Here is a 23,732-nt window from a genome sequence, read left to right on the forward strand (position 1 = left end):
GCAGCGCGCCCTTGTTCACCTGGTTGGCGATCTTCTTGCAGGCGGTGACGACGTCGTTCAAGAGCAGCGTGAATTCGCCCGTGGCGCCGGAAAAACGCCGCTGTTCTTCGATGATGAATTGGGTGAGAGTAATCTCGCTCATGTAATTCTCCTTAACTAGGCGCTCAGGCGCTGGCTGCAATCGGCGCGTCGTGACCTTCGAAACGATGAATATTCGATCTTACGCACCGGTCGTTGGCGGCCAGGCAAATCGGCACGAACTCCTCTGCGCTCAACGAGGCACGACCGATCAGCCCTCCGTCGATATCCGGCATGGCGAACAATTGTGCGGCGTTGGCGGGGGTGACGCTGCCGCCGTAAAGGATGCGGACTTCCTGGGCGATTTTTGCGTCGCAGCGGGCGATGCGGTTGCGGATGAAGGCGTGCACCTCCTGCGCCTGTTCCGGCGTTGCTGCTTTATCGCTGCCGATGGCCCACAGCGGTTCATAGGCGAGCACGGCGTTGGATAAGGCCTGCGGGCCGAAACGGCGAAGAATGGAATCCAACTGGCGGCCGACGATGTATTCCGTCCAGTCCGATTCGCGTTCTTCTGCCGATTCGCCCATGCAGAAAATAGGCACGAGCCCGGCTTCACGCGCAGCGTTGAAGCGTGCCGCGGCTGTGTCGTCGGTTTCATGGAAGAGGTTGCGCCGCTCCGAATGGCCGATGATGGCGTGGGTGCAGCCGAAATCCGTCAGCATCGCCGGCGAAACCGCGCCGGTGCTGGCGCCATCGCGTGTCGAGCACAAGTTTTGAGCCCCCCAGCAGACATTGCTGCCGGTTAGCAGAATCTGCGTCTGTGCAATGTAAGGGTAGGGGACGCACACCGCAAAATCGGCGTGATAGCACGTGTACACGCCTGCCACGACTTTTTCCAGCAATGTCCGGTTGGCGGCGATGCTGCCGTGCATTTTCCAGTTTCCGACGACGAGTTTTCGACGCATGATGACTCCAGATGGCTAAGCTTCGATCCTTAATAGCGGCGGGCAGCCCTCCGCAGCGCAGGCTAGAGTGCTTGCGCTGCGGAGGATGTTTGCCGCTGATGAATCGCTTTAAAAGAAACCCAAGGCGTCTGTACTATAGCTCACCAGCATGCACTTGGTTTGCTGATAGTGGTCGAGCATCATCTTGTGGGTTTCGCGGCCAATGCCGGACTGCTTGTAACCGCCGAATGCCGCATGCGCGGGATATTGGTGGTAGCAGTTGGTCCACACGCGGCCGGCCTGGATGCCGCGGCCCATGCGGTAGGCAGTGTTGATGTCGCGCGTCCACACGCCGGCGCCAAGCCCGAATTCGGTGTCGTTGGCGATTGCCAGTGCTTCCTCCGTGGTCTTGAAGGTGGTCACCGACAGTACCGGCCCGAAGATTTCTTCCTGGAAGATACGCATGTCGTTGGTGCCCTTGAACACCGTCGGCTTGATGTAATAGCCTTCGGAGAGGTCGCCGCCCGGATTGGCGCGCTCGCCGCCGATCAAGAGTTGCGCGCCTTCGTCACGGCCAACCTGGATGTACCACAGAATCTTTTCCACCTGGTCGCTGGAAGCCTGTGCACCCACCTGGGTGTCGGTGTCGAGCGGGTTGCCCTGCTTGATTTCGCGCATGCGCTTCAGCACGCGCTCCATGAACTTGTCGTAGATGGATTCCTGAATCAGCGCCCGCGACGGACAGGTGCAGACCTCGCCCTGGTTGAAGGCAAACAGGATGAAGCCTTCCACCGCCTTGTCGAAGAATGCGTCGTCCTTGTCGGCAATATCCGCGAAGAAGATGTTGGGCGATTTGCCGCCCAGTTCCAGTGTGACCGGGATGATGTTCTCGGATGCGTATTGCATGATCAGCTTGCCGGTGACGGTGCCGCCGGTGAAAGCCAGTTTGGCGATGCGCGAGCTCAGTGCCAGCGACTTGCCGACTTCCTGACCGTAGCCGTTGACCACATTGAGCACGCCGGGCGGCAGCAGATCCTGGATCAGTTCCATCAGGATCAGGATGGACACCGGGGTTTGCTGCGCAGGCTTCAGTACGATGCAGTTGCCGGCCGCCAGTGCGGGCGCCAGCTTCCATGCCGCCATCAGCAGCGGAAAATTCCAGGGGATGATTTGCGCAACAACGCCCAGCGGCTCATGGAAATGATAAGCCACGGTATCGTCGTTGATTTCGCCGATGCCGCCTTCCTGCGCACGCAGGCAGCCTGCAAAGTAGCGGAAATGATCGGCGGCCAGCGGGATGTCGGCGTTGAGCGTCTCGCGGATAGGCTTGCCGTTGTCCCAGGTTTCAGCGACGGCGATGGTTTCGAGGTTTTCCTCGATGCGATCGGCGATCTTGAGCAACAGGCGGGCACGTTGCTGCACGGAAGTCTTGCCCCAGGCTTCGCGTGCCTGATGCGCCGCATCCAGCGCCAGTTCGCTGTCCGCCTCATAAGAGCGCGGAACTTGCGTAAATACCTTGCCGGTGACCGGCGTGATGACATCGAAATATTCGCCTGCGACAGGCGGCACCCAACGACCGCCGATGAAGTTCTCATAGCGGGGCTTGAAGTTGACCTTGGCGCCAGGTTGGCCGGGTTGTGCGTAAATCATGGTATCGCTCTCCTCAATATCACTGATTGAATGTCGTCCCGGTCGAATGATTTCGAACTCGGCAGTATTCCTATGGCAAGCAGCGTGCCAAGCGTAAGAAATTACTGAAAATCAGGGGCCAAACAGCGGGAGAGGCCGATGAAACAAGGAGGCTGAAAGTGATCCGTGTGAAGGGTGGAGAATGTGCGCTATGGGAGATGTTCAGGATATGTGTGCCGAAATGGTACAGGTGTCAACTATTGAGGCAGATGTCCGGCGTGTAGCGCTGGCATGCCAAGGGCGTCACGCAAACTTTGAGCGGCCGGAGAAAATAGCAGCCAGGCGATAATGCCCATGTTGAGTAGGACGGTAATCCAGAAAACAACTTGAAAAGCTGTCTTTTTCGTTTTGTGGCGAAAAATGCGCTGGGCCAGCAATGCGCCTGGCCAACCTCCGATCAGGCCGCAAAAGTGAAGAGTGTTTTCCTCGATGCGCCAGCGATTGCCTTTTGCGGCCGATTTGTCCAGCGCATAGAGGATGAAGGTCATGGTGCTGGCAATGAAATAGACGCCAAGGATAATCCAGGGAGACATGGGTATGGCCCAAGGCTTCAGCCGGCCAGACCTTCCAGTTGCTCCTGTATCTCCAACCAGCGCATTTCGGCGTGCTCAATGTCATTAGCAAGCTGCGCCTGCCGCTTGAGCAAACTCTCCAGCAATGTCCGGTCGGGATTGGAATATAGCGCGGGATCGCCCAGTCGTTCGTCGAGTTGATCTTTTTCCTGTTGCCAGCCGGGCATCAGTTTTTCCAGTTTCTCTGCTTCCTTCACCAATGGCCTGCGCTGTGCGAGCAGTTGCTGGCGATTTTTTTCGGCATTTTCGCGTGCCTCGCGGCGGGCGGCCTTGCTTTCGTCCGGCATGGCGCTGCTGGCGGCATTGCGTTGTTCGGCGAGCCAGTTGGCATAGTCATCGAGATCGCCTTCAAAAGGTGTCATCTTCCCGGCATCGACCAGGTAGAGGCTGTCGGCGGTGGTGCGTAATAAATGCCGATCATGCGAGACCAGTACCACGGCGGCATCGGTTTCCTGCAAGGCCAGCGTCAGCGCTTCGCGCATATCGAGATCGAGGTGGTTGGTCGGCTCGTCCAGCAGTAGCAGGTTAGGGCGCTGCCAGATTAGCAGCGCCAGCGCGAGGCGTGACTTTTCGCCGCCGGAGAAAGGGCCGCAGGGCTGCGTCGCCATCTCGCCACGGAAGTCGAAGCTGCCGAGGAAATTGCGGTGGTCCTGTTCGCGCGTGGTTTTGTCGAGGCGCATCAGATGTTGCAGTGGCGATTCTTCCGGGCGAAGCGATTCCACCTGGTGTTGGGCGAAGTAGCCGATGGAAAGGCCTTTGCCCTCGCGCCGCAAGCCGCTCAATGGCGGCAGCACACCGGCAAGCATCTTGACTAGCGTGGATTTGCCCGCGCCGTTGCGGCCCAGCAGCGCAATGCGCTCGCCGGGGCGGATGAACAGGTTGGCGTTGGCGATTACTGCCTTGTCGCCGTAGCCGGCAACAGCGTCACGTAGTTCAAGCAGCGTATCGGGCATTGCAACCGGTTCGCGGAAACCGAAAGTGAACAGCGTATCGACATGCGCGGCGGCGACTTCTTCCATGCGCGCCAGTGCCTTGATGCGGCTTTGCGCCTGACGTGCCTTGGTGGCCTTGGCGCGGAAGCGTTCGATATAGCTATGCAGGTGAGCGACTTCGCGCTGCTGTTTCTCGTGCATCGCTTGTTGCAGCGCGAGCTGTTCGGCGCGGGCGCGTTCGAAGGCGCTGTAATTGCCGGTGTAGAGTTTGAGGCGGCACTGGTCGAAATGCAGGATATGGCTCATCACCGCGTCGAGAAAATCGCGGTCGTGCGAGATCAGGAGCAGCGTGCCGGGATAGCGTTTCAACCAGCCTTCCAGCCATAGCACGGCATCGAGGTCGAGGTGGTTGGTCGGTTCGTCGAGCAGCAGCAAATCGGAACGGCACATCAGTGCGCGGCCCAGATTCAAGCGTACGCGCCAGCCGCCGGAGAACTCGGCGACCGGGCGCTCGAAGTCGCTGTTCGAGAACCCCAGTCCGCTCATCAATTCCGCCGCGCGCGCCTTGGCGGAATAACCTTCGATTTCGGCATAGCGCGCATGCAGCGCGCCAATGCGTTCGCCATCGTGGGCCGCTTCGGCTACGGCGATGGCTTGTTCGACTTCGCGCAGTTCGACATCTCCGTCCAGCACGAATTCCAGTGCCGGCTGGGGCAGGGCAGGGGTTTCCTGGCCGACGTGGGCGACAGTCCATGCGCCGGGAAATTCAAGATCGCCGGACTCTTGGTGCAACTCGCCGCGCAGCAGCGCAAAAAAGGAGGATTTGCCGCAGCCGTTGGCGCCGACGAGGCCGATTTTCCAGCCGGGATGCAGTTGCACGCTGGCATCGGTAACGAGCGGTTCACTGCCGCGGCCGTAAGAGAGATTGCGTAAGAGGATCATGGAGCGCGATTCTACCGGGTGTGGCGCAGGCCACCAAACGGGAACGCGCTATTTGCCAGTTTCTTGTGCGATATGTACCGGTTGGGCGCTGCCGGCTTTGTCCTGGCCGGGGTACATCACCATGTGCGGGTAGGGAAATTCGATATGGTGATCTTCGAATGCCATTTTCAACAGGCGCAGGAATTCGCGTTTGACATCCCACTGCGCCAGCGGCTTGACCTTGATGCGAGCACGGACGATGGAAGCCGTATCTTCCAGTTTTTCGACGCCGGCCATTTCGAGATCATCGATGATTTTGTCCTTGAATGTGGGATGCTCGCGCAATTTTTGGGCAATGTCGTGCATTAGCTGCATGGCCTCATCCACGTTCTGGCGATTTGCGACACGCACGTCTATGACCGAAAAGGCGTAATCGCGGCTCATGTTGGTCACGGTGGTAATCACGCCGTTGGGAATATAGTGCACATTGCCGTCGTAATCGCGCAGCCTCACATGGCGCAACGTGATTTCCTCGACCAGCCCGCCGATATTGGCAACAGTGACCACGTCGCCTTGCCGGATCTGATCTTCCAGCAGCAAAAAGAATCCGTTGAAGTAATCCTTGATCAGGCTTTGCGCGCCGAAACCGATGGCGATGCCTGCGACACCGGCCGTCGCGAGAATCGGTGCGATGGAAATGCCCACCTCGCTTAGCATCAGCATGCCGGCGACGATGGTGATGACTACCGAGAATATGTAGCGGAACACATTGCCGAGGGTTTCGATGCGGTTCAGCTCGATGCTGTTGTTATCGACGCGGCTCAGCATATAAGTCTTGAATACCCGGATGAGCTTGTTGCCGAGGTGTAGCGCTATCCAGGCGAGAGCGAGGATGACGACAATATGCAGGGTGGTTTGCGAAATAAGGATGAAATAGTTCATTTCTGCTTCGTTCCACCCGGGAAAAAGACGGGACATATGAAACTCCTTTTTCTGGATGTATGGTCCGTGGGCGTGATTGGATCGGACCGCGGGTTTTCAGAGTTGACCGGGTTTTTCCGGCAACAGTTCCCTGCCGAATGGCTGTGTTAATGCATGCCGGCTTCTTGCATCAGGCCCCATTCGCGAAGGAAGGGAAGGTAGAAAACGGGATTTTCCGGGATGGCCCCGTGTTGTCCGCATAAGGCGGCGGCAAAGCTGTTGGCGCGGGTCAGGGTCTGCTGCACCGGCCAGCCGCTCAGCGCACCGGTAATGAAGACCGCAGAGAAGGCATCGCCGGCTCCGACCGTGTCGGCGACGGTTTGTCCCGTTATGCCGGCGATATTGACTTCAGTACCGTCCTTGTTCAGCAACCATGCACCCATTTCGCCGTAAGTCACGAGCATGCATTCGAGGTCGTACTGCCGGATAAGCATCTCGGCCGCCGCCCGCTCGTCGGTGACTTGCAGTCGCAGCACGCCTGTCAATGTTGCCAGTTCTTCTTCATTTACCTTGAGGATGTCGGCATGGGCGAGAGAACGTTTCAGCGTGGATGGGTCATACCATGGCTTGCGCAAATTCAGATCCAGCATGCGCGGAGCGGCATTGCTGCGCAGCAGCGTGCTGAGCGCCCTGCGCGATGTCTTGTTGCGCTGCGCCAGCGTGCCGAAATACACCATGTCGGCCTGGGCGGAAAGCGTGACCATGCGCGTAATGGCGGGATGGATGAAGTCATAGGCCTGGTCCGGAAGTATCTCGAAGCGATGACCGTCCTGGCCGACATGAACGCGTACCTGGCCGGTCGGATGCGTGGGGTCGCACTGGACACCCAGGGTTTCCATACCGAAAAGACCCATGGCATTGAGCAGGATATTGCGGAACTCGTCGTTACCGGTACGGCTGATCAGAATGGGGTTGAGGCCGAAAGCCCTCAAGTGGCGGGCAACATTGAAGGGCGCGCCTCCCAATACCCGGCGATCAGGGAAAGCGTCGATCAGAACTTCGCCGAACAGAATCACGCTTCTGATTGGTTTGCTCGGGGCGATGGTGAGTTCCGGAAAGTTGATTTCAGGTTTCTTGAACATCCGAGTCTAAAGAAAAGTAACATTTGTACAAATGCAAAAGTATTCTGACAGATTGGCTCGCGAATGCAAAGCCTGAAAAGCAAGGCTGGCGAATATTCCCGGCGGATTTGTCAGGCATAATTCCAGGTATACGCAACCCCAGAAAACGCAGCAATGAAATTCAATGACATCATCAAGGAAGTAGGGCGCGGCAAGAACAGCGCTACCGATCTTTCGGAAGCCGCCGCATACGAACTGTACAGCGCGATGCTGAATGGCGAAGTACCCGAGCTGGAGTTGGGCGGGCTCTTGATCGCATTCCGCATCAAGGGCGAATCCGAGGCCGAAATGCTGGGCTTTTACCGCGCGATGGAGGACTGCCTGCCCGATATGCGGGCGCGCCCGGGAAAGCCCTTGCCAGTGGTCATCCCCAGTTACAACGGCGCGCGCCGTCAGGGCAACCTGACGCCGTTGCTGGCCTTGCTGCTGGCACGCCAGGGCGTGCCGGTGCTGGTGCATGGCGTGACATCCGACCCCAAGCGTGTCGCCAGCGCCGAAGTGTTTGCCGAGTTGGGCATTCAGCCCAGCGCCACCATCGCCGATGCCCAGCAGACGCTGGATCGGGGAGAGGTCGCTTTCCTGCCGGTGGAGGTGATGTCGCCCAAACTGGACACGCTGCTCAAGCTCCGCTGGCGACTCGGCGTGCGCAACAGCACTCATACGCTCGTCAAGCTGGCCGATCCGTTTCACGGGCAATCGGTGCGGCTGTCGAGCGTCACGCATCCGGAATACCTGGAGCGCAGCGGCAGTTTCCTGCGGGCGAGCGGTGCGCGGGCGCTTCTGTTGCGCGGCACGGAGGGAGAGGCATACGCCAACCCCAAGCGTTGCCCGCGTATCGTGTATTTCGATAATGGCGAAGAGCGCGTGCTGGTCGAGGCGGAGGCAGGCACGGTTCCCGAGGTTCCCGATCTGCCGGGCGCGATGGATGCCGTGACGACAGCGGATTGGATACGTCAGGCATTGGCTGGCGAAGTGCCGGTGCCGCATCCGATCCAGCGACAAGTGGCATGCTGCCTCTACGCCAGCGGGGCGACCGACGCCTTGCCGCAATGACGTTATTTCGTCGGTGTTAGCCCGCAGTTGGCGATAGCGCTGTCGAACAACATCGTTCTGAACTCCTTTGCTGCATGCGAAAGGGCTTTCCCTGCCGGATAGGCGACATGCCAGCTTCGCATCAACGGGAACCCTTGCACGTCCAGCGTCGTCAGTTCGCCCCGTTCGATTTCGGCGGCGACTGACGCGAGCGAGAGCACGGCGAGACCGAGTTCGCCTTTGACCGCCTGCTTGATCGCCTCGTTGCTGCCGACCTCCATGCGCGTTTTGATATGAACCTTGTTTTTGGTCAGGTAATTTTCCATGGCCAGCCTTATGCCTGAGCCGGGCTCGCGCAGGATGAAAGCCACGCCGTTGAGGCGCGACGGCGGGATATTCTTTTCGCCAGCCAGCGGGTGATCGCTGCGCGCAACGACCACAAGCGGGTTGTAGGCAAAGCTTTCGGCCACGATATTCAGATTGGCCGGCGGCTGGCCGAAGATATAGAGATCGTCCAGATTCTGCGTCATGCGCTCCAGCAGGGTTTCGCGATTCCCCACGAACATCGACGCTTCGATGCCAGGATGCTGCGCACAGAATTCACCCAGCATGCGCACCGCGAAATATTCCGCGGTGGTCAGAATCGCCAGCTTGATCGTTCCCTTTTCCAGGCCTTGCAATGCACTCAGGTCTTGCGCCAGCCGTTCCAGCCGCGCATCCATGTCCCGGCATGCTTCCGCCATGATCCGGCCGGCAGGCGTCAGGTGGATTTTCTTGCCGATTTGTTCGATGAGCGTAACCCCGGAGGCTTCTGCCAACTGCTTGACTTGAATGGAAAGTGCCGGCGGCGTAAGGTGCAATTCTTCGGCGGCGCGCGCAAAGCTCATGTTGCGGGCAACGGCGTCGAATATCCGGAATTGATGTAGCGTAGCGTGACGTATTGGCATGGCGGATAGATTAACTATAGTTAATGCTTACGATAATATCATTTAACTATCATAAAGCATAAGGCGCCTCCATAATGCGTTCACAGCGTTGCACCAAGCAACAGTCTCAATCGAACTGTTTACCTGTTGAGGAGAAACATTATGGCAGTCAAAACTTATAACGCCGGGGTGAAAGAATACCGGAGCACTTACTGGGAGCCGAACTATCAGGTAAAAGACACCGATATCCTGGCTTGCTTCAAGATCGTTCCGCAGCCGGGCGTAGACCGCGAAGAAGTGGCTGCTGCCGTTGCCGCCGAATCCTCCACAGGTACCTGGACCACGGTGTGGACCGATCTTCTGACCGACCTCGATTACTACAAGGGCCGTGCTTACGCGATTGAAGACGTGCCGGGCGACGATACCGCTTTCTATGCTTTTGTGGCTTACCCGATCGACCTGTTCGAAGAAGGTTCCGTGGTCAACGTGCTGACCTCGCTGGTCGGCAACGTGTTCGGTTTCAAGGCGCTGCGCGCGCTGCGGCTGGAAGACGTGCGTTTCCCGATTGCTTACGTGAAGACCTGCGGCGGACCGCCCAACGGCATCCAGGTTGAACGCGACAAGATGAACAAGTACGGCCGTCCGCTGCTGGGTTGCACCATCAAGCCCAAGCTCGGCCTTTCTGCCAAGAACTACGGCCGCGCCGTTTACGAATGCCTGCGCGGCGGCCTAGATTTCACCAAGGACGACGAAAACGTCAACAGCCAACCGTTCATGCGCTGGCGCGACCGTTTCGAATTCGTACATGAAGCCACCATCAAGGCGCAGCGCGAAACCGGCGAGCGCAAGGGCCACTATCTGAACGTGACCGCACCGACGCCGGAAGAAATGTACAAGCGTGCCGAGTTCGCCAAGTCCATCGGCGCACCGATCATCATGCACGACTACCTGACCGGCGGTCTGACGGCCAATACCGGCCTCGCCAACTGGTGTCGCGACAACGGCATGCTGCTACACATCCACCGTGCCATGCACGCCGTGCTCGATCGCAACCCGCACCACGGTATCCATTTCCGTGTGCTGACCAAGATTCTGCGCCTGTCCGGCGGCGACCACCTGCACTCCGGTACTGTCGTGGGCAAGCTGGAAGGCGACCGCGCCGCAACGCTGGGCTGGATCGACATCATGCGCGACGACTTCATCAAGGAAGACCGTAGCCGCGGCATCTTCTTCGATCAGGACTGGGGTTCCATGCCAGGCGTGTTGCCGGTAGCTTCCGGCGGTATTCATGTGTGGCACATGCCCGCGCTGGTCACCATCTTCGGCGACGACTCCGTGCTGCAGTTCGGCGGCGGTACGTTGGGCCACCCGTGGGGCAATGCGGCCGGTGCCGCAGCCAACCGCGTGGCGCTGGAAGCGTGCGTCGAAGCGCGCAACAAGGGCGTGGCTGTCGAGAAGGAGGGCAAGACCATCCTGACCGAAGCCGCAAAGCACAGCCCGGAACTGAAGGTCGCCATGGAAACATGGAAGGAAATCAAGTTCGAGTTCGATACCGTGGATAAGCTGGACGTCGCCCACAAGTAAGATCATCTCCATGAGCCCGGCGGGCCGCAATGTTTGCCGGGTTCGCGAACCGATGCGTAAGCCCATGGCTTACGAATGAATACTGAAAGGAAATGCAATGAGCGAAGTAATGGATTACAAGTCCCGGCTGAGCGACCCCACCAGCCGCAAGTTCGAGACCTTTTCTTACCTGCCGGCGATGAGCAAGGAAGACATCAAAAAACAGATCGAGTATCTCGTGTCCAAGGGCTGGAACCCGGCGATCGAGCACATCGAACCGCAATACCTGATGGATTCCTACTGGTACATGTGGAAGCTGCCGATGTTTGGCGAAACCGATGTCGACCGCATTCTGGCCGAAGCGGATGCCTGCCACAAGGCCAATCCGGACAATCACGTGCGTCTGATCGGCTATAACAACTTCTCGCAATCGCAAGGCGCCTCGATGGTGATCTATCGCGGCAAGACTGTGTAAAACAACGCGACGCGGGATTCCGTGGATAGCCCCCGTCGCGTTTGGCGTGGCGGGGGCTATTTTTTTGCGGGAATGTGGTTGTTCGGAGGACGAGGAGTGAAGCAATGAGTGATGTGATCCAGCAATACAAGATCGAAAAAGAACCTTACTACCATGCGGTAACGGACGAAGTGGCGTTGTACGAAGCGGCTTATTCTGTACGCATGCCGATGATGCTCAAGGGCCCGACCGGTTGCGGCAAAACACGCTTTGTCGAATACATGGCGTGGAAGTTGAAAAAGCCGCTGATTACTGTCGCCTGTAACGAAGACATGACCGCCTCCGACCTGGTTGGACGCTTCCTGCTGGACACTAACGGCACGCGCTGGCAGGACGGCCCGCTGGCGATTGCTGCCCGCCATGGCGCGATCTGCTATCTGGACGAAGTGGTCGAGGCGCGCCAGGACACCACGGTGGTCATCCACCCGCTGACCGACAACCGCCGAGTGCTGCCTTTGGAAAAGAAGGGCGAGCTGGTGCATGCGCATCCCGATTTTCAATTGGTGATTTCCTATAATCCGGGCTATCAGAGCCTGATGAAGGATCTCAAGCAATCCACCAAGCAACGTTTCGGCGCGCTGGATTTCAACTACCCGGAGCACGGCATCGAAACCGAAATCGTTTCGCATGAAAGCGGCGTGGACAAGGCGATTGCCGAGAAGCTGGTGTCCATTGCCGAACGCGCCCGCAATCTCAAGGGTCATGGCCTGGACGAAGGTATTTCCACACGAATGCTGGTGTATGCAGGCAACCTGATATCCAAGGGTGTCGATCCATTGTCTGCTTGCCGCGTGGCATTGGTGCGCCCGATTACCGACGATCCGGACATGCGCGACGCGCTGGACGCCGCCGTGACAACCTTCTTCCACTAAAGAAGCTGTTGGAAATATTAGCGGGGAGGGGATGGATGCAAGGCGCACGGAACGCAACGACCGAGACCGTACGAGAAGCAGACGCCCTCCGCAGCAATTTTTTAACAGCTTCCAAGCCATAGGAGGTTTCTACATGACAATCAAACTGGAAGAGCACGCCGACCTGCTGGAAGAGCTGGGCGATCATGCGGCTTCGATGCTGCATGCTTCGTGGCATGAGGCCGCGCGGATTTTCAGCCCCAAGGGGCTGGAAGGCTACCTGATCGGCGCGCAGCGTTTGAAAGGGCTGGGACGCGGCAGCGAGCTGGTCACGATTTTCATTCAGTCAGCACCGGAAATCGCGCGCGAAATCGGCGAGGATGCGGTCATCGAACTGGTGCAGACCGTAATGATGATGGCATCCAAGACCTCGGGTTCCGTGCTCGAAATGGTAGTCGGGACTGCGCCGACAGCTGCCAAGCGGCTCGGCGACGATGCGCTGTTCCGCGGCTATCTGCAACTGCTTAACGTATTGCTGGCGCAAGCGCCGCGTGGGCTGCGCCCCATGCTGGGCAAGCTGGATACGCTGTTTGCCAACCTTACGCTGGGCGGTTTGCGCCGCTGGGCCAACTGGGGAGCGCACGCCCATCGCACCAACTACGAGGAGCAGGTGCGCTATTTCGGGCTGGATTCCAAGGAATCGCAGGCGATGCTGCAGAAAGAGCGCAAGGGCACGCTCTTCGTCGATGTACAGCGCCGCATCAACATGTATTTGCGCGCCTTGTGGGCGCGCGATTTCTTTATGCGCCCGACTTCGGGCGACTTCGAGAACCGCGAGGGGTACAAGCCCTATATCGAGGATTATCTCCTGCATCTGCCGGATGCTTTCGATAGCTTTGATGACGTCCCCGGTCTGGAAATCTACCGGGCCGCCGCCGCGCATTGCGCGGCCCATCTGGTTTATACCCGCGAACCGTTGTCGGCCGAGGGCCTGAATACCTATCAGATGGCCGTGATTGGCCTGATCGAGGATGCGCGTGTCGAGACCTTGGCGATTCGCAAATTTCCGGGGCTGAAGCCGCTCTGGGCCAGCCTGTTCAAACATGTGGCGCCGGAGCAGAAGGAATCGGCCGGCGATTACTTTAATCGACTGGCGCGCGCGTTGCTGGACGATGAATACGTGGACAATGACGAATGGATCGCACAAGGACGCTCGCTGTTCAAGGCCGCGGCAGACAAGCTGGATTCCAATCTGGTTTCCTGGGAAATCGGCGTTCAGTTGGCGCATGCGCTGCAACAGAAAAAACTGGGCTATAGCCCGCGCCGCGACATTCTCACCACCCCATACCGCGATGACAACCGCTATTTCTGGGAATTTGTGGAGTTTGACCAGGATAGGGCGGAAGCTGCTGGCTATGATCAAACTCAGCAGGTGCGCAAATACGTCAACGTGATGGAAATGGCCAACGAGATCGATACCGAACTCGCCGGCGACGACGCGCAGGAAATCTGGGTACTGGGCACCGAACTCTATCCCTACGAGGATATGGGCGTGTCTTTCAACGAAATGGAAGGCAAGGAACCGATTTCCGAACCATTTCATTACTCGGAATGGGATTACCAGATCCAGCTGGAGCGTCCGGCCTGGGCGACGGTACTGGAACGCCGCGCCAAGGCGGGTGATTTGCAGGTGATCGACGACATCACGGCGCAGCACAAGCGACTGATATCGCGCATGAAATTTTTGCTGGATGCGATGCAGCCGCAAGGTGTCACGCGCATTCGCAAGCTGGAGGACGGCGACGACATCGACATCAATGCCGCGATTGCGAGCCTGATCGATATGCGCATGGGCATGCAGCCCGACCCTCGCATCATGATGCGCTCGGTACGCAAGGTGCGCGACATTTCGGTGATGGTGCTGCTGGATCTCTCCGAATCGACCAACGACAAGGTGGCCGGGCAGGATTTTTCGGTACTGGATCTGACCCGGCAGGCGACGGTGCTGCTGGCCGATGCCATCAGCAAAGTCGGCGATCCGTTTGCGATTCACGGCTTTTCGTCCGATGGCCGCCATGATGTGCAATATCTGAAGTTCAAGGATTTCGATCAGGTATACGACGAAAAACCGAAAGCGCGCCTCGCGGGCATGAGCGGGCAGCTATCCACCCGCATGGGTGCCGCGATGCGCCACGCCGGGCATTACCTGCGCCAGCAGAAATCCTCGAAAAAACTCATGCTGGTGATTACCGATGGCGAGCCGGCGGATATCGACGTGCGCGACCCGCAGTATCTGCGCTACGATGCAAAGAAAGCGGTGGAAGAACTCTCGCGTTCGGGCATCATCACTTATTGCATGAGCCTGGATCCGCGTGCCGACCAGTATGTTTCGCGTATTTTCGGCGCCAGAAATTACATGGTGGTAGATCATGTAGAACGCTTGCCGGAAAAGCTTCCGCTCCTCTATGCCGGCTTGACTCGCTGATCCCACTTGATGATGAGCAAAGCCAAGTAGATGCGGAAGCTTTCGGAGAAGGCTGACTTGCGTTGCAAGTCAAGCCGCATAGCGGCGGCCGGAACCAAAAGCTTCCGCTTCTATACGCAGGATTAACCCGATAGGAAATTAATGGAAACTTATGTCGGTATCGATAATGATACCAATGGCGGAATGACACATCTCGGCCGCATCGTGATGGATGGCTGGGTATTCGGCTTTATCCCGCAAACCGAAACCTGCGCCGGCTGGAATGCGGCGCAGATGCAGAATCTGTATGAAAAGGTGTATGCGGCATGGGAGCCTTACGCGCATCTCCCGAGCAATCTGCCGGCCGAGTTGCGCGAGAAGCATGCGCGGATATATGCATCAGCCATGAATGCAGGGCGGGAGCAGGGGTGGGATCCCGAGTTGGGCGAGGACGAATGACCTCGCGGGTTTACCCGTGCTAGGGGTGAAAGCCAGCGCTCGGGATTTATCCGGACGGAAACTTCAGCACCTTGGCGGGTGCTGAAGGCTTTTTCTCCTTGGCGGCAAACTGGCGCAAGGCCAGTGGGAATTCGCTTTGCAGGCGCCGCATCCAATCGATGGATTCCAGTCGGTAATAAACCGCTTCGTATTGCACCGGCTCAACCAGCGACGAGCGCGTCTGCGGCTTGAATTTCTGCCAGGCAATATCGACCCAGCATTTTCTTTCGCCGTCGATGAACACGAATTCCTCGTGGTCGATGATGGCCAGATATTGCATGGAGCGAATGGGAACAAACAATTGCCCGGAAGCTTCGTGCGCCAGCAGGGTGACGGCCAGGTTATAGGTCTCCGCCGGAAGAAAGCGGGTTTCGGTGGCGAACGCGGCGTTGCGATAACAGTTGATTTCCATGCGCAAGTCTCCAAAACCTGATGGCTGGAGCGCGCGCTTTCAATCAGTGCTTCTGATCGAAACTAACGTGTCGCTCCTCCTCCGTGACAGGCGCCGATTGCGGAACCACTACTAATTCGAAGCCCCGTATCTTTCCTGCGGTTTCCGGATCGAGATCGACCTTGATCGGTATTCTCAGATCCTTGCCGGCACGAATAATGAAGGTTGGGGATGTTGCCCATATCCATGGCGGCAGCAGGAATGCCTTACTGTCGTGATGAGATAATTCTCATCCTGTTGCGTCTTGTTGACAATATGGATTTCGTAGCGGTTCCGTATTTTTTTCACACGAAAGCATGATGAAAAGCGGTCGGCGCGATTGCATGACGCGCAGCTCGGAGTCGGACGCATCACGAAAGTTTTGCGACTCAGGGGGTCATTTGAACTCCACCATATCGAAATCGGATTTTCCGGTACCGCAGTCCGGGCATGTCCACGTCTCGGGCACATCCTCCCAGCGAGTGCCGGCAGGGATGCCATTCTCGGGGTCGCCTTGCGCTTCATCGTAGATATAACCGCAAACACTACATATCCATTGCTTCATGAGATTTCCTTGACAGTTTGCTATCCGATAATTTTAACCAAACGACAGGCTGGTGTGTTTTGCTTCTTGCTGTACAAATTGGATAAGAAAGGCAATACAATCCTTCGCAAGGGGGAATGCAAAAATTACATACGCCAGAATCGCGGTTGTTGTTCCATTCGTGCTGCTCGCCGCCTGCGCAACTTCAACGTCTGCGGTCAATGGCAAACAGGTACCGCAACATATGGATCGCAGTTCGGTCAGCCAGTTCGCAAAATCCGATCTTGATCGCATGGCCGATGTCGAAATGCGCGAAAACACCGACAGCCTGCGTCATTTGATGGTCAAGCTCTACAAGCGCAACCCCCGCGAATTGAAAAAGAGCACTTCAGGCACGGTCGATGAAATGGTCGATTGGGTATTCGAAGGCGGCCACGGGTGGAAGTTCAAGGCGATCAATGAATTGCAAGGCACGGATGCGATCTACCTGGCCTTCAAACCGGACTACGCAGGAGATCGCGTGCTGCCGTTTATCGTCGGTCTTCAGACCATGCTGATCAAGGCTCATGGCGGCAAGATCGAATTCTATCTGACGGATAACATCGATCCGCAGAACGTCTACAACGCGGCGCGCAATGTCGAAATCGCCGCGTGGAAACTCTCCAATGCGCGGGACCCCAAAGGCCAGTTATATTTGCTGACCAACGAATTGCACGACAACGAGCGCAACCTGAGTTTCGAGCGCGAGTTCGGCAAGATCATCGGCCGGCTCGATGTGTATTCCATTACGTTGGCGGAAAAAACCCAGCGTCTGATTACCCGTTTTGCGCAAAGCCTGGCAACAGCCTTGTTCCTGCCATTCTAGGCGGCAGACTCCGGTATGGCGTAACTGAGCGCGAGCTGTACGGTACGGTTGCGTCCTTTTTTCTTGGCAAGATAAAGCGCCCGGTCGGCATCCTGCAGCATGGACGTGAAGTCGGGGTGGAGCTTGCTGGAGTTGAAGTCGCAGGCGGTCACGCCGACACTGATCGTGATCGATATGAACTTGTCGCCCAATGGTATGGGTGTTTTCTCGATGGCCAGACGAAGTTTGTCCGCCAAGGCGAGAGCTCCAGCCTCATTGGTGGACGGCAGCAGCACGCAAAACTCCTCTCCGCCGTAGCGCGCCAGAATATCTTCCGTGCGTAAATGCGAAGTCAACAACTCGGTGACCCTGACCAGCACTTTGTCGCCGGCCGGATGCCCATGCGCGTCATTGATGCGTTTGAAGTGATCAATATCTATCATGAGCAGCGCGAGCGGCAAGTGATGACGCAATGCAACGGCTGTTTGCTTTTCAGCCTGCGACATAAAGGCGCGGCGATTCAAAATCCGGGTGAGCGGGTCGGTCATCGCCAATGCGCGTATTTCTCGATCGCCGCGTTCCTTGACCATCAGAATGAACCCCATGGCACCGAGCAGGTTGAGAGCGGTCAGGCCGACAAACACCCCGAGTTGTACAGGATTGGGAGCTATCGCGGATTGCGGTGTCGTAACAAACTCCATGGCGCCCGACAGACTGACAATCGACCTCAACGCCAGCAGTGGAAGCATCAGCAGCGAGGCGCCGAACAGCAGCCACCAGGCATTACCGGCACGCGACTCCGTATCGCCCCATAGCGCTCGCAAGATCATCACAAACTGCGCCGTGAATAGCAGGCTGCCAAGCCCCAGACGATAGCGTGCATCGTCATAAGGCAAAAGCATGAACAGGGCTATGGCGGCGACTACAGGCACGAAGCACTGCAAACGCGGGAAATCCAGCTTGCGATAGGCATGGATGGCGGCGAGTTTCATTGCCTGCGCCGTGACCATCAATACATTGGCGACCACGATGGAATAAAAATCCGGAATGGTTCCCCGCGATGCCACCAGCAGCCAGACCAGCGACTCCAGTGCCAGCGCTCCAGCCCAGCGGCGAATGCCGTCGCTTTCGTTCTTGCGCGTCACGATAGTCAGGCTCAGGGCCATCATCCCGCTGATCAGCATCAGGGAAAACAGCAGCGTTTTGTTATCCAGCAGCATTCGTATCCGGCGCATGAGTGTGATTCATGACGAGCAGTATACGGGAGCTTGCCGTGCTGTAGGTTCAGGGAAGCGTCGGAATAGTCCCGGCAGTTCGGTTATGCCGCAGCAATGCGCGCATAAAAAAATCCCCATAAGCCAGGCGTATCCGCACCTTGGCTGTTTGGGGTGGAGGGAGGAGATTTCGTCAGGCTTGTCGGGCTTGGGCCAGTATGGAGCTTTCCGTTGCCGGCGGCGCGTTCGCCGTGACTATGCCCGGTAGCGGTTGATCCACCAGTTTCTTGTCCATGAAGTAATAGCTGACATGCTTGCAGGGCCGCAGGTAGTCGTAGACCTCCTTGGGAAGTTGCGATGGGCGCATGCACTTCTTGATGGACAGGCCGTTCTCTTCGCTGAGATCAATGACCACGGGTGTTTCGCGCGACACAGACGGGTGATGAATGCGCACCAGCGGCAACAGCGGTTTTTGCGGGTTGACGGTCATCACGATGCCGTAGATTCCGTTGGAGAGCTGCACCACGCTGCCCGGCGGATAAACGCCCAGCATCTTGATGAGCAGCTTCAGGATCGTGGCGTCATATTTGTTGTGATCGGTGGCATACATGTGCGCCAGCGCTTCGTAAGGCGTCATTGCCGTCAATGGATTGAAGGGGTTGCACAGGTTATCGTAGGCATTGACGATAGCGAGCACCTTGGCCAGCGGATCGATCTGCGCTGCGACGAGGTGCTTGGGAAAGCCGGTGCCGTCGACGTGCTCGTGATGCTGCATGATAACGCGTACCACACCGTCCGCAAGTCCGGCTTCCCTGGCCATGCGTGCGCTGTTTTCACAATGCTGGTCGATGAAAGTCTTGTGGCGAGGAATCTCGCTTTTGCTGACATCGTGGAAGAGTGCCGCCATGCCGAGTTCGCGCGCATATGCGTCGGTCATGTCCAGCGATTTCGCCAGCATCAATGCCAGCACCGTGACGTTCAGTGCATGCACATGATCCTCAGAGCTCGAATTGTTCCCGCTGACGGCATGCAGCACGATGTCTGGTTCCGTGACCGCCGAATTCACGAGCGTGTCCACCAGCGCTGTCGCAGCCTTGATTGTGGCTTGTGGCTGAGTAGGCAGATTGTGTACCAGCTCGCGCGTGGTGCGTGCATCCTGAACGAAGGCTTTCTCGCAGATCCGGATGACGGTATTCAGTTGCTTGAGACGTTCTGAGCGCTGCTGCGGCGTGCGAGGTGTCGGCGGGATTTCTGCCACAGTATCAGGCTTGGCCACCGGTGTTTTTTCGACGACGATTTCCGGTGCCGGATCGAGGGTCGGGACGGGAGCAGCCAAAGGCAAGGGCTCGTAGTCGCTGCGTGCCGGATCGTAGCGAATTCTGTTCAGATTGAGTTCGCGGATTTTTTGTATCTGCTCTTTGCTCGTGATCTTGAAATTACCGAATGTGAACGGATGGTTCATCCAGCTCAAATCGAGATGAACGTAAAGTCCGATGCACAACTGGCTCGGTTGTATGTAAGTCGACTGATCCTTCATGATGCGTTCCCTCTCCAAACGATCATCGGGCATGGGGATGCCGGATGCGAATGAAACGTTGGCAAACCAGTCGGTCAAGGCATGAGTTTGGTCTGACGAAGCAAGAACGAGGACATCCGGCTCCGGCAATCCCGCTGTCATAGGATAAATCCCTTAGACCGGTGACTTTGCGTCCCCACCTTTCGATGGGTTTGCCTTTATTCGATGAACTTCAGTTACCCACATAGGGGCACAAAGCTTCAAATGCATTATTTGCAGAGTTGAGGCCAAGCCCAAATGAAAGCCGACGAACGGAGTATTTTTCCGACGAAAGGCGATATGAATCAGGCAACGGGGTTGGGGTAGGCTTTCCCTGTGTTTTTTGCAAGCTCGGCTGCACGCCAGAGATACCACGCGGCGGTTGAGCGGTAAGGACTCCAGGCCAGCCCGATTTCCGCCAGCGCCTTGGGTTTGGGCTGCTGCGGCAGGTTTTTCAGTACGCGCCATCCTTCGCGCACGCCGAAATCGTCCACCGGCAAGATGTCTGGCCGTCCGAGGGCGAACATCAGGAACATCTCCACCGTCCATTGGCCGACACCGCGCAGGGTGACGAGACGCGTGATCAACTCTTCATCGGATAACTCTGTTGCCAGTGCAAGACTGGGAACCAGTCCATCCAGGGTGCCTTGCGCGATGCCCCGGATCGAAGCAATCTTGGACGCGGAGAATCCGCATCCGCGCAGAGCGATTTCTTCCTTCGCCAGCACATCGTGAGGCAGTGGAAAAGACGATTCCGGGAATAGTGCGATGAAACGCGCCAGTATGGCTTCGGCCGCTTTCCCGTGCAGTTGCTGGTAGGCAATGGCGCGCACCAGTGCTTCGTAGGGTTCCCGCTCCAGGCGAGGCGTCAGCCCGCAGGGGCCGACGCGCGCGATCAGTGTTGCCAAGTCCGGATCGCAAGCGGCAAGGTGCAGCAGGGAGGTGGAGGTGTCAGAAGGAGTCGTCATGGCGCTTGGCGGTTATACGGCAGTTGCGAGATAGGCGCGCAGCTCGTCAGCATAGCCTTCGCGATAACTCGGATAGTGCAGCGCGAAGCCGGTTTCCAGCATGCGGGCGTTGTCGAGTTTCTTGCCGCCGATGACGGCAGGGTCGGGCGCGGGAAGGCTTTCGGCTCCCATTTTTCCCGCCAGCCAGCGCAACACCTCGTACTGCGGAACCGGCGTGCTGTCGGTGACGAGGTAGCAACTCTCGACCGGCTCATGGTTCATGACACGCTGTATCAATAGTGCGATAAAGGCCGACGCATCGTCGCGATGGATGCGATTGGTCCAGGTATTCCGGGCAGGCCAGTCTGCGGAGTTGGCAGCCAGTTTCAACAGGCGCGTGCGGCCGGGGCCGTATATGCCCGACAGCCGTAGTGCGGTGCCCGGACATGCGGCTGTTGCAAGGAGAGATTCGGCCTCCAGCAGGCGCTGACCACCGAAATCCGCAGGAATTGCCGGCGTTCGTTCATCCAGGAGCTCTTCAGTGGATTGTCCGTATACCCGCGTGCTGGAAACAAAAAACACATGCCGCAGGCTGTCGGTAGATTTCAGGGCCGTCAGCATGTTGCGCAGACCATCGACATAATGGGCGCGATAACTGTCGTCGCTCTGGACATCGGCCGAGACGCTGTACACCAGAATGGAGGGCCGCAATTCGGCGAGGTGATTGAGCGTGTGCGCCTGCGTGACGTCTCCGGATAATGTGCGGATGGCGCCCGGCAAGGGGGAAGCCGTGCGGCGCAATCCGGCGACACGATAGCTGCGCGTCGCCAGATCTTGCCCCAGCGTGCTACCGAGATCGCCGCAACCGGCAATCAGAATGTCTGTAAGCATGGTGTTTCCCGAGTTGGATCGCTGCAAACTATACCGCAGAGTCTCCTCGGGCACAGTAGTGGCGGATGGTTAATGGCAGACCAGCCGGCCGCCGTGATGATGGCAGAAAGGCGTGTAATAGAAAGGTGAATAGTAGCCGGGATAGTACCAATCCATGCGCTCCATCAACCGCTGGTTTTCGAGCTCCAGCAGGCAATCGCGCCATTTGTCGGTTTCCGGCTGGTAGCCTAACTGTTCGCAGGTCTGGCCGTAGGTTTGCTTGAGGCGATTCGCTTCGCGTTCGGCTCTGGCCCGCTGTTCTTCGGGTGTAGTGGCGCAGGCCGCAAGCAAGGCGGTGACAAGAAGGATGGGCAGTAATGATTTCATGATGTCGGGACTCCTGGATAATCATTCAGACATTCGCTTGCGGCACAGGGTTCTGAAACGTGATAGCGTTGAGCGTCCAAGCACGTTGGATCAACTTTACCGAAGCAGGCTCTGCCATGGACGACACCCGCAACCGCCCCAAATCCCGCGACATCCGCCAACTGGCCCGTATTGCAGGCTTTCTCAAGCCTTATCGTCGGCAGATTGCGATTGCGTCGACGGCGCTGGTGATGGCCTCCGGCAGCATACTGGCCCTGGGGCAAGGGTTGAAGAAAGTCATCGATCACGGATTGACTGCGAGCAACGCGGCGCTGCTCGATCAGGCGCTTTTCGGCATGTTGATTGTCGTCGCCGTCATGGCGGCGGCTACTTTTGTCCGCTTTTATTATGTGTCATGGATAGGCGAGCGCGTGACTGCCGATATCCGGCGCGAGGTATTCGCGCATCTGCTTAAGCTTTCCCCCGGATTTTATGAGATCACGCGCACCGGTGAGGTGATCTCGCGCCTGACCAGCGACACGACCGTGCTGGAAAATGCCATCGGGTCATCCATTTCAATGGCGCTCCGCAATGCGCTGAACATGACGGGCGCATTGATCATGCTGCTGATTACCAGTCCCAAGCTCACCGGGCTGGTGTTGCTCGGAGTGCCCTTGGTGCTTGGCCCTATCATGTTGTTTGGGCGGCGCGTACGCAAGTTGTCGCGCGCCAGCCAGGATCGCGTGGCCGATGTCGGGGCTTATATCGACGAAGCATTGCACGAAATCCGCACCGTCCAGGCGTACGGCCATCAGGCGCAGGACACGCGTCTGTTTGGCGAGCGCGTGGAGGCAGTGTTCGCCACCAGCGTGCGCCGCATCGTCCAGCGCGCCTCGTTGATGGCTGCGGTGATCCTGCTCGTGTTCGGCGCGATCGGATTCATTCTTTGGGTAGGCGGGCATGACGTGGTCGCGGGGCGGCTCTCCGGCGGGCAGCTGTCGGCGTTCATTTTCTATGCAGTCATGATGGCGGTAGGCGTCGGTACCATTTCCGAAGTCATTGGTGATCTTCAGCGTGCCGCCGGTGCAACCGAACGGCTGATGGAACTGCTGGCGACCGAATCCGAAATCTCCGCGCCGACCAATCCCGTTGCGTTGCCGAGCCCGGCGAGGGGCGCTATCGGTTTCGATAACGTGACTTTTTATTATCCATCGCGGCTCGACACGCCGGCTTTACGCGACTTTACCCTGACGGCGCAGCCAGGTGAAAAACTGGCCTTGGTGGGGCCTTCCGGCGCAGGAAAAACCACGGTATTCCAGTTGCTGCTGCGCTATTACGACCCGCAACAGGGCAGGGTGCTGATCGACAGCGTGGACATCCGTACGGCCGATCCCTCGGATGTGCGATCAAGAATTGCATTGGTGCCGCAAGACCCGGTGATTTTCGCCGCCAGCATTGCCGAAAACGTGCGTTACGGACGGCCCGAGGCGAGCGATGCAGAGGTGGAAGCCGCATGTGAAATGGCATGTGCCATGGAATTTATCGCCCGCATGCCGGAGGGGTTGGGGACTTTCCTGGGCGAACGCGGCGTTCGGCTTTCGGGCGGGCAGCGTCAACGGATTGCGATTGCACGCGCGATTCTGGCGGATCGCCCGATTCTATTGCTGGACGAAGCCACCAGTGCGCTCGATGCCGCCAGCGAGCAGATGGTGCAGCTGGCGCTGGAACGATTGATGCGGAATCGTACTACGTTGATCATCGCGCATCGTCTGGCGACGGTGCAGGGCGCGGATCGTATTGCAGTGATGGATCATGGCCGCATCGTGGATATTGGCACGCACGCCGAACTGATGCGTGCCAATGCCTTGTATTCCAATCTGGCGAGCCTGCAATTCTTGCAGGAGGATAAAGCGTCGGCGGGCTAGACCTTCTGGAA

Annotated in this window: 22 protein-coding genes, 1 pseudogene and 1 riboswitch; of the genes and pseudogenes, 8 read left to right on the forward strand and 15 right to left on the reverse strand. The window is 57.9% G+C overall.

The features are described from left to right. From A7976_RS14630 to A7976_RS00030, 7 genes and pseudogenes are all read right to left on the reverse strand, one after another. Window positions 1-142, reverse strand: a pseudogene (locus tag A7976_RS14630) (class 1 fructose-bisphosphatase); the annotation flags it as partial. A 22-nt stretch (window positions 143-164) separates the two neighbouring features. Continuing rightward, a complete protein-coding gene (tpiA, locus tag A7976_RS00005) occupies window positions 165-983 on the reverse strand; it encodes a triose-phosphate isomerase (protein WP_067105544.1) in 819 nt (272 codons plus the stop codon). Between the two features lie 108 nt (window positions 984-1,091). Next, on the reverse strand, window positions 1,092-2,612 hold the full coding sequence (locus tag A7976_RS00010) for an aldehyde dehydrogenase family protein (protein WP_067105548.1): 1,521 nt from the start codon (window positions 2,610-2,612) through the stop codon (window positions 1,092-1,094). A gap of 236 nt (window positions 2,613-2,848) precedes the next feature. Next, window positions 2,849-3,139: a DUF1294 domain-containing protein gene (locus tag A7976_RS00015; RefSeq protein ID WP_205633418.1), complete on the reverse strand. Its 291-nt coding sequence runs from the start codon at window positions 3,137-3,139 to the stop codon at window positions 2,849-2,851. Between the two features lie 62 nt (window positions 3,140-3,201). Further along, the gene (locus A7976_RS00020; protein ID WP_067105551.1) at window positions 3,202-5,097 is read right to left on the reverse strand and encodes an ATP-binding cassette domain-containing protein; all 1,896 of its coding nucleotides are present in this window, start codon (window positions 5,095-5,097) and stop codon (window positions 3,202-3,204) included. A 48-nt stretch (window positions 5,098-5,145) separates the two neighbouring features. After that, entirely contained in the window at window positions 5,146-6,054 is a 909-nt protein-coding gene (locus A7976_RS00025) for a mechanosensitive ion channel family protein (RefSeq protein ID WP_067105553.1), read from the reverse strand. Window positions 6,055-6,164: 110 nt separating this feature from the next. Further along, window positions 6,165-7,139: a carbohydrate kinase gene (locus tag A7976_RS00030; RefSeq protein ID WP_082877895.1), complete on the reverse strand. Its 975-nt coding sequence runs from the start codon at window positions 7,137-7,139 to the stop codon at window positions 6,165-6,167. A 153-nt stretch (window positions 7,140-7,292) separates the two neighbouring features. On the opposite strand from A7976_RS00030, the gene ybiB reads away from it, so the two are divergent. Beyond that, on the forward strand, window positions 7,293-8,231 hold the full coding sequence (ybiB, locus tag A7976_RS00035) for a DNA-binding protein YbiB (protein WP_067105555.1): 939 nt from the start codon (window positions 7,293-7,295) through the stop codon (window positions 8,229-8,231). Window positions 8,232-8,233: 2 nt separating this feature from the next. Here the strand turns inward: ybiB and A7976_RS00040 are convergent, their stop codons facing one another. Continuing rightward, a complete protein-coding gene (locus A7976_RS00040; protein ID WP_067105556.1) occupies window positions 8,234-9,157 on the reverse strand; it encodes a LysR family transcriptional regulator in 924 nt (307 codons plus the stop codon). A 141-nt stretch (window positions 9,158-9,298) separates the two neighbouring features. Between A7976_RS00040 and A7976_RS00045 the strand changes: the two genes are divergently transcribed. The 5 genes from A7976_RS00045 (at window position 9,299) to A7976_RS00065 (ending at window position 14,987) form a co-directional block, all read left to right on the forward strand. After that, a complete protein-coding gene (locus A7976_RS00045; protein WP_067105558.1) occupies window positions 9,299-10,720 on the forward strand; it encodes a form I ribulose bisphosphate carboxylase large subunit in 1,422 nt (473 codons plus the stop codon). A 97-nt stretch (window positions 10,721-10,817) separates the two neighbouring features. Beyond that, window positions 10,818-11,174: a ribulose bisphosphate carboxylase small subunit gene (locus A7976_RS00050; protein ID WP_067105561.1), complete on the forward strand. Its 357-nt coding sequence runs from the start codon at window positions 10,818-10,820 to the stop codon at window positions 11,172-11,174. Window positions 11,175-11,278: 104 nt separating this feature from the next. Beyond that, window positions 11,279-12,085, forward strand: coding sequence for a CbbQ/NirQ/NorQ/GpvN family protein (locus A7976_RS00055; protein WP_067105563.1), 807 nt, complete (start codon window positions 11,279-11,281; stop codon window positions 12,083-12,085). 133 nt (window positions 12,086-12,218) lie between these two features. Continuing rightward, window positions 12,219-14,549 (forward strand): nitric oxide reductase activation protein NorD, encoded by a 2,331-nt coding sequence (locus tag A7976_RS00060; RefSeq protein WP_067105566.1) that lies wholly within the window; start codon window positions 12,219-12,221, stop codon window positions 14,547-14,549. 141 nt (window positions 14,550-14,690) lie between these two features. Then, a complete protein-coding gene (locus tag A7976_RS00065) occupies window positions 14,691-14,987 on the forward strand; it encodes a hypothetical protein (protein ID WP_067105568.1) in 297 nt (98 codons plus the stop codon). A 46-nt stretch (window positions 14,988-15,033) separates the two neighbouring features. Here A7976_RS00065 and A7976_RS00070 read toward each other — a convergent pair whose 3' ends face one another. Then, a complete protein-coding gene (locus tag A7976_RS00070) occupies window positions 15,034-15,438 on the reverse strand; it encodes a hypothetical protein (RefSeq protein WP_067105570.1) in 405 nt (134 codons plus the stop codon). A 415-nt stretch (window positions 15,439-15,853) separates the two neighbouring features. Then, window positions 15,854-16,021: a rubredoxin gene (locus A7976_RS00075; protein WP_067105572.1), complete on the reverse strand. Its 168-nt coding sequence runs from the start codon at window positions 16,019-16,021 to the stop codon at window positions 15,854-15,856. A gap of 223 nt (window positions 16,022-16,244) precedes the next feature. Between A7976_RS00075 and A7976_RS00080 the strand changes: the two genes are divergently transcribed. Beyond that, the gene (locus tag A7976_RS00080; protein ID WP_240483748.1) at window positions 16,245-16,865 is read left to right on the forward strand and encodes a hypothetical protein; all 621 of its coding nucleotides are present in this window, start codon (window positions 16,245-16,247) and stop codon (window positions 16,863-16,865) included. Here the strand turns inward: A7976_RS00080 and A7976_RS00085 are convergent. From A7976_RS00085 to A7976_RS00105, 5 genes are all read right to left on the reverse strand, one after another. After that, window positions 16,862-18,064 (reverse strand): diguanylate cyclase, encoded by a 1,203-nt coding sequence (locus A7976_RS00085; protein ID WP_067105574.1) that lies wholly within the window; start codon window positions 18,062-18,064, stop codon window positions 16,862-16,864. The two genes, A7976_RS00080 and A7976_RS00085, sit on opposite strands and share 4 nt — an antisense overlap. 187 nt (window positions 18,065-18,251) lie before the next feature. Further along, window positions 18,252-19,736, reverse strand: a complete 1,485-nt coding sequence (locus tag A7976_RS00090; protein ID WP_165601701.1) for an HD domain-containing phosphohydrolase — start codon at window positions 19,734-19,736, stop codon at window positions 18,252-18,254. Next, a riboswitch (cyclic di-GMP riboswitch) is annotated at window positions 19,717-19,801 on the reverse strand. It overlaps the preceding gene by 20 nt. Window positions 19,802-19,918: 117 nt before the next feature. Then, window positions 19,919-20,581, reverse strand: coding sequence for a DNA-3-methyladenine glycosylase (locus A7976_RS00095; protein ID WP_067105577.1), 663 nt, complete (start codon window positions 20,579-20,581; stop codon window positions 19,919-19,921). Window positions 20,582-20,593: 12 nt separating this feature from the next. Next, window positions 20,594-21,451, reverse strand: coding sequence for an NAD-dependent epimerase/dehydratase family protein (locus A7976_RS00100; RefSeq protein ID WP_067105579.1), 858 nt, complete (start codon window positions 21,449-21,451; stop codon window positions 20,594-20,596). Between the two features lie 69 nt (window positions 21,452-21,520). Continuing rightward, window positions 21,521-21,817, reverse strand: a complete 297-nt coding sequence (locus tag A7976_RS00105) for a hypothetical protein (protein WP_067105581.1) — start codon at window positions 21,815-21,817, stop codon at window positions 21,521-21,523. A 116-nt stretch (window positions 21,818-21,933) separates the two neighbouring features. Here A7976_RS00105 and A7976_RS00110 point away from each other — a divergent pair, with 116 nt between their 5' ends. Beyond that, window positions 21,934-23,721, forward strand: coding sequence for an ABC transporter transmembrane domain-containing protein (locus A7976_RS00110; RefSeq protein WP_067105582.1), 1,788 nt, complete (start codon window positions 21,934-21,936; stop codon window positions 23,719-23,721). Window positions 23,722-23,732 lie beyond the last annotated feature (11 nt).

The organism is Methylobacillus sp. MM3, from assembly GCF_001645185.1.
Taxonomy (GTDB): domain Bacteria; phylum Pseudomonadota; class Gammaproteobacteria; order Burkholderiales; family Methylophilaceae; genus MM2.

What these genes read in the sequence shown, in the direction of transcription:
- tpiA (WP_067105544.1), bottom strand. Translation starts at nt 983, where the DNA reads ATGCGTCGAAAACTCGTCGTCGGAAACTGGAAAATGCACGGCAGCATC.
- A7976_RS00010 (WP_067105548.1), bottom strand. Translation starts at nt 2,612, where the DNA reads ATGATTTACGCACAACCCGGCCAACCTGGCGCCAAGGTCAACTTCAAG.
- A7976_RS00015 (WP_205633418.1), bottom strand. Translation starts at nt 3,139, where the DNA reads ATGACCTTCATCCTCTATGCGCTGGACAAATCGGCCGCAAAAGGCAAT.
- A7976_RS00020 (WP_067105551.1), bottom strand. Translation starts at nt 5,097, where the DNA reads ATGATCCTCTTACGCAATCTCTCTTACGGCCGCGGCAGTGAACCGCTC.
- A7976_RS00025 (WP_067105553.1), bottom strand. Translation starts at nt 6,054, where the DNA reads ATGTCCCGTCTTTTTCCCGGGTGGAACGAAGCAGAAATGAACTATTTC.
- A7976_RS00030 (WP_082877895.1), bottom strand. Translation starts at nt 7,139, where the DNA reads ATGTTCAAGAAACCTGAAATCAACTTTCCGGAACTCACCATCGCCCCG.
- ybiB (WP_067105555.1), top strand. Translation starts at nt 7,293, where the DNA reads ATGAAATTCAATGACATCATCAAGGAAGTAGGGCGCGGCAAGAACAGC.
- A7976_RS00040 (WP_067105556.1), bottom strand. Translation starts at nt 9,157, where the DNA reads ATGCCAATACGTCACGCTACGCTACATCAATTCCGGATATTCGACGCC.
- A7976_RS00045 (WP_067105558.1), top strand. Translation starts at nt 9,299, where the DNA reads ATGGCAGTCAAAACTTATAACGCCGGGGTGAAAGAATACCGGAGCACT.
- A7976_RS00050 (WP_067105561.1), top strand. Translation starts at nt 10,818, where the DNA reads ATGAGCGAAGTAATGGATTACAAGTCCCGGCTGAGCGACCCCACCAGC.
- A7976_RS00055 (WP_067105563.1), top strand. Translation starts at nt 11,279, where the DNA reads ATGAGTGATGTGATCCAGCAATACAAGATCGAAAAAGAACCTTACTAC.
- A7976_RS00060 (WP_067105566.1), top strand. Translation starts at nt 12,219, where the DNA reads ATGACAATCAAACTGGAAGAGCACGCCGACCTGCTGGAAGAGCTGGGC.
- A7976_RS00065 (WP_067105568.1), top strand. Translation starts at nt 14,691, where the DNA reads ATGGAAACTTATGTCGGTATCGATAATGATACCAATGGCGGAATGACA.
- A7976_RS00070 (WP_067105570.1), bottom strand. Translation starts at nt 15,438, where the DNA reads ATGGAAATCAACTGTTATCGCAACGCCGCGTTCGCCACCGAAACCCGC.
- A7976_RS00075 (WP_067105572.1), bottom strand. Translation starts at nt 16,021, where the DNA reads ATGAAGCAATGGATATGTAGTGTTTGCGGTTATATCTACGATGAAGCG.
- A7976_RS00080 (WP_240483748.1), top strand. Translation starts at nt 16,245, where the DNA reads ATGGATCGCAGTTCGGTCAGCCAGTTCGCAAAATCCGATCTTGATCGC.
- A7976_RS00085 (WP_067105574.1), bottom strand. Translation starts at nt 18,064, where the DNA reads ATGCTGCTGGATAACAAAACGCTGCTGTTTTCCCTGATGCTGATCAGC.
- A7976_RS00090 (WP_165601701.1), bottom strand. Translation starts at nt 19,736, where the DNA reads ATGACAGCGGGATTGCCGGAGCCGGATGTCCTCGTTCTTGCTTCGTCA.
- A7976_RS00095 (WP_067105577.1), bottom strand. Translation starts at nt 20,581, where the DNA reads ATGACGACTCCTTCTGACACCTCCACCTCCCTGCTGCACCTTGCCGCT.
- A7976_RS00100 (WP_067105579.1), bottom strand. Translation starts at nt 21,451, where the DNA reads ATGCTTACAGACATTCTGATTGCCGGTTGCGGCGATCTCGGTAGCACG.
- A7976_RS00105 (WP_067105581.1), bottom strand. Translation starts at nt 21,817, where the DNA reads ATGAAATCATTACTGCCCATCCTTCTTGTCACCGCCTTGCTTGCGGCC.
- A7976_RS00110 (WP_067105582.1), top strand. Translation starts at nt 21,934, where the DNA reads ATGGACGACACCCGCAACCGCCCCAAATCCCGCGACATCCGCCAACTG.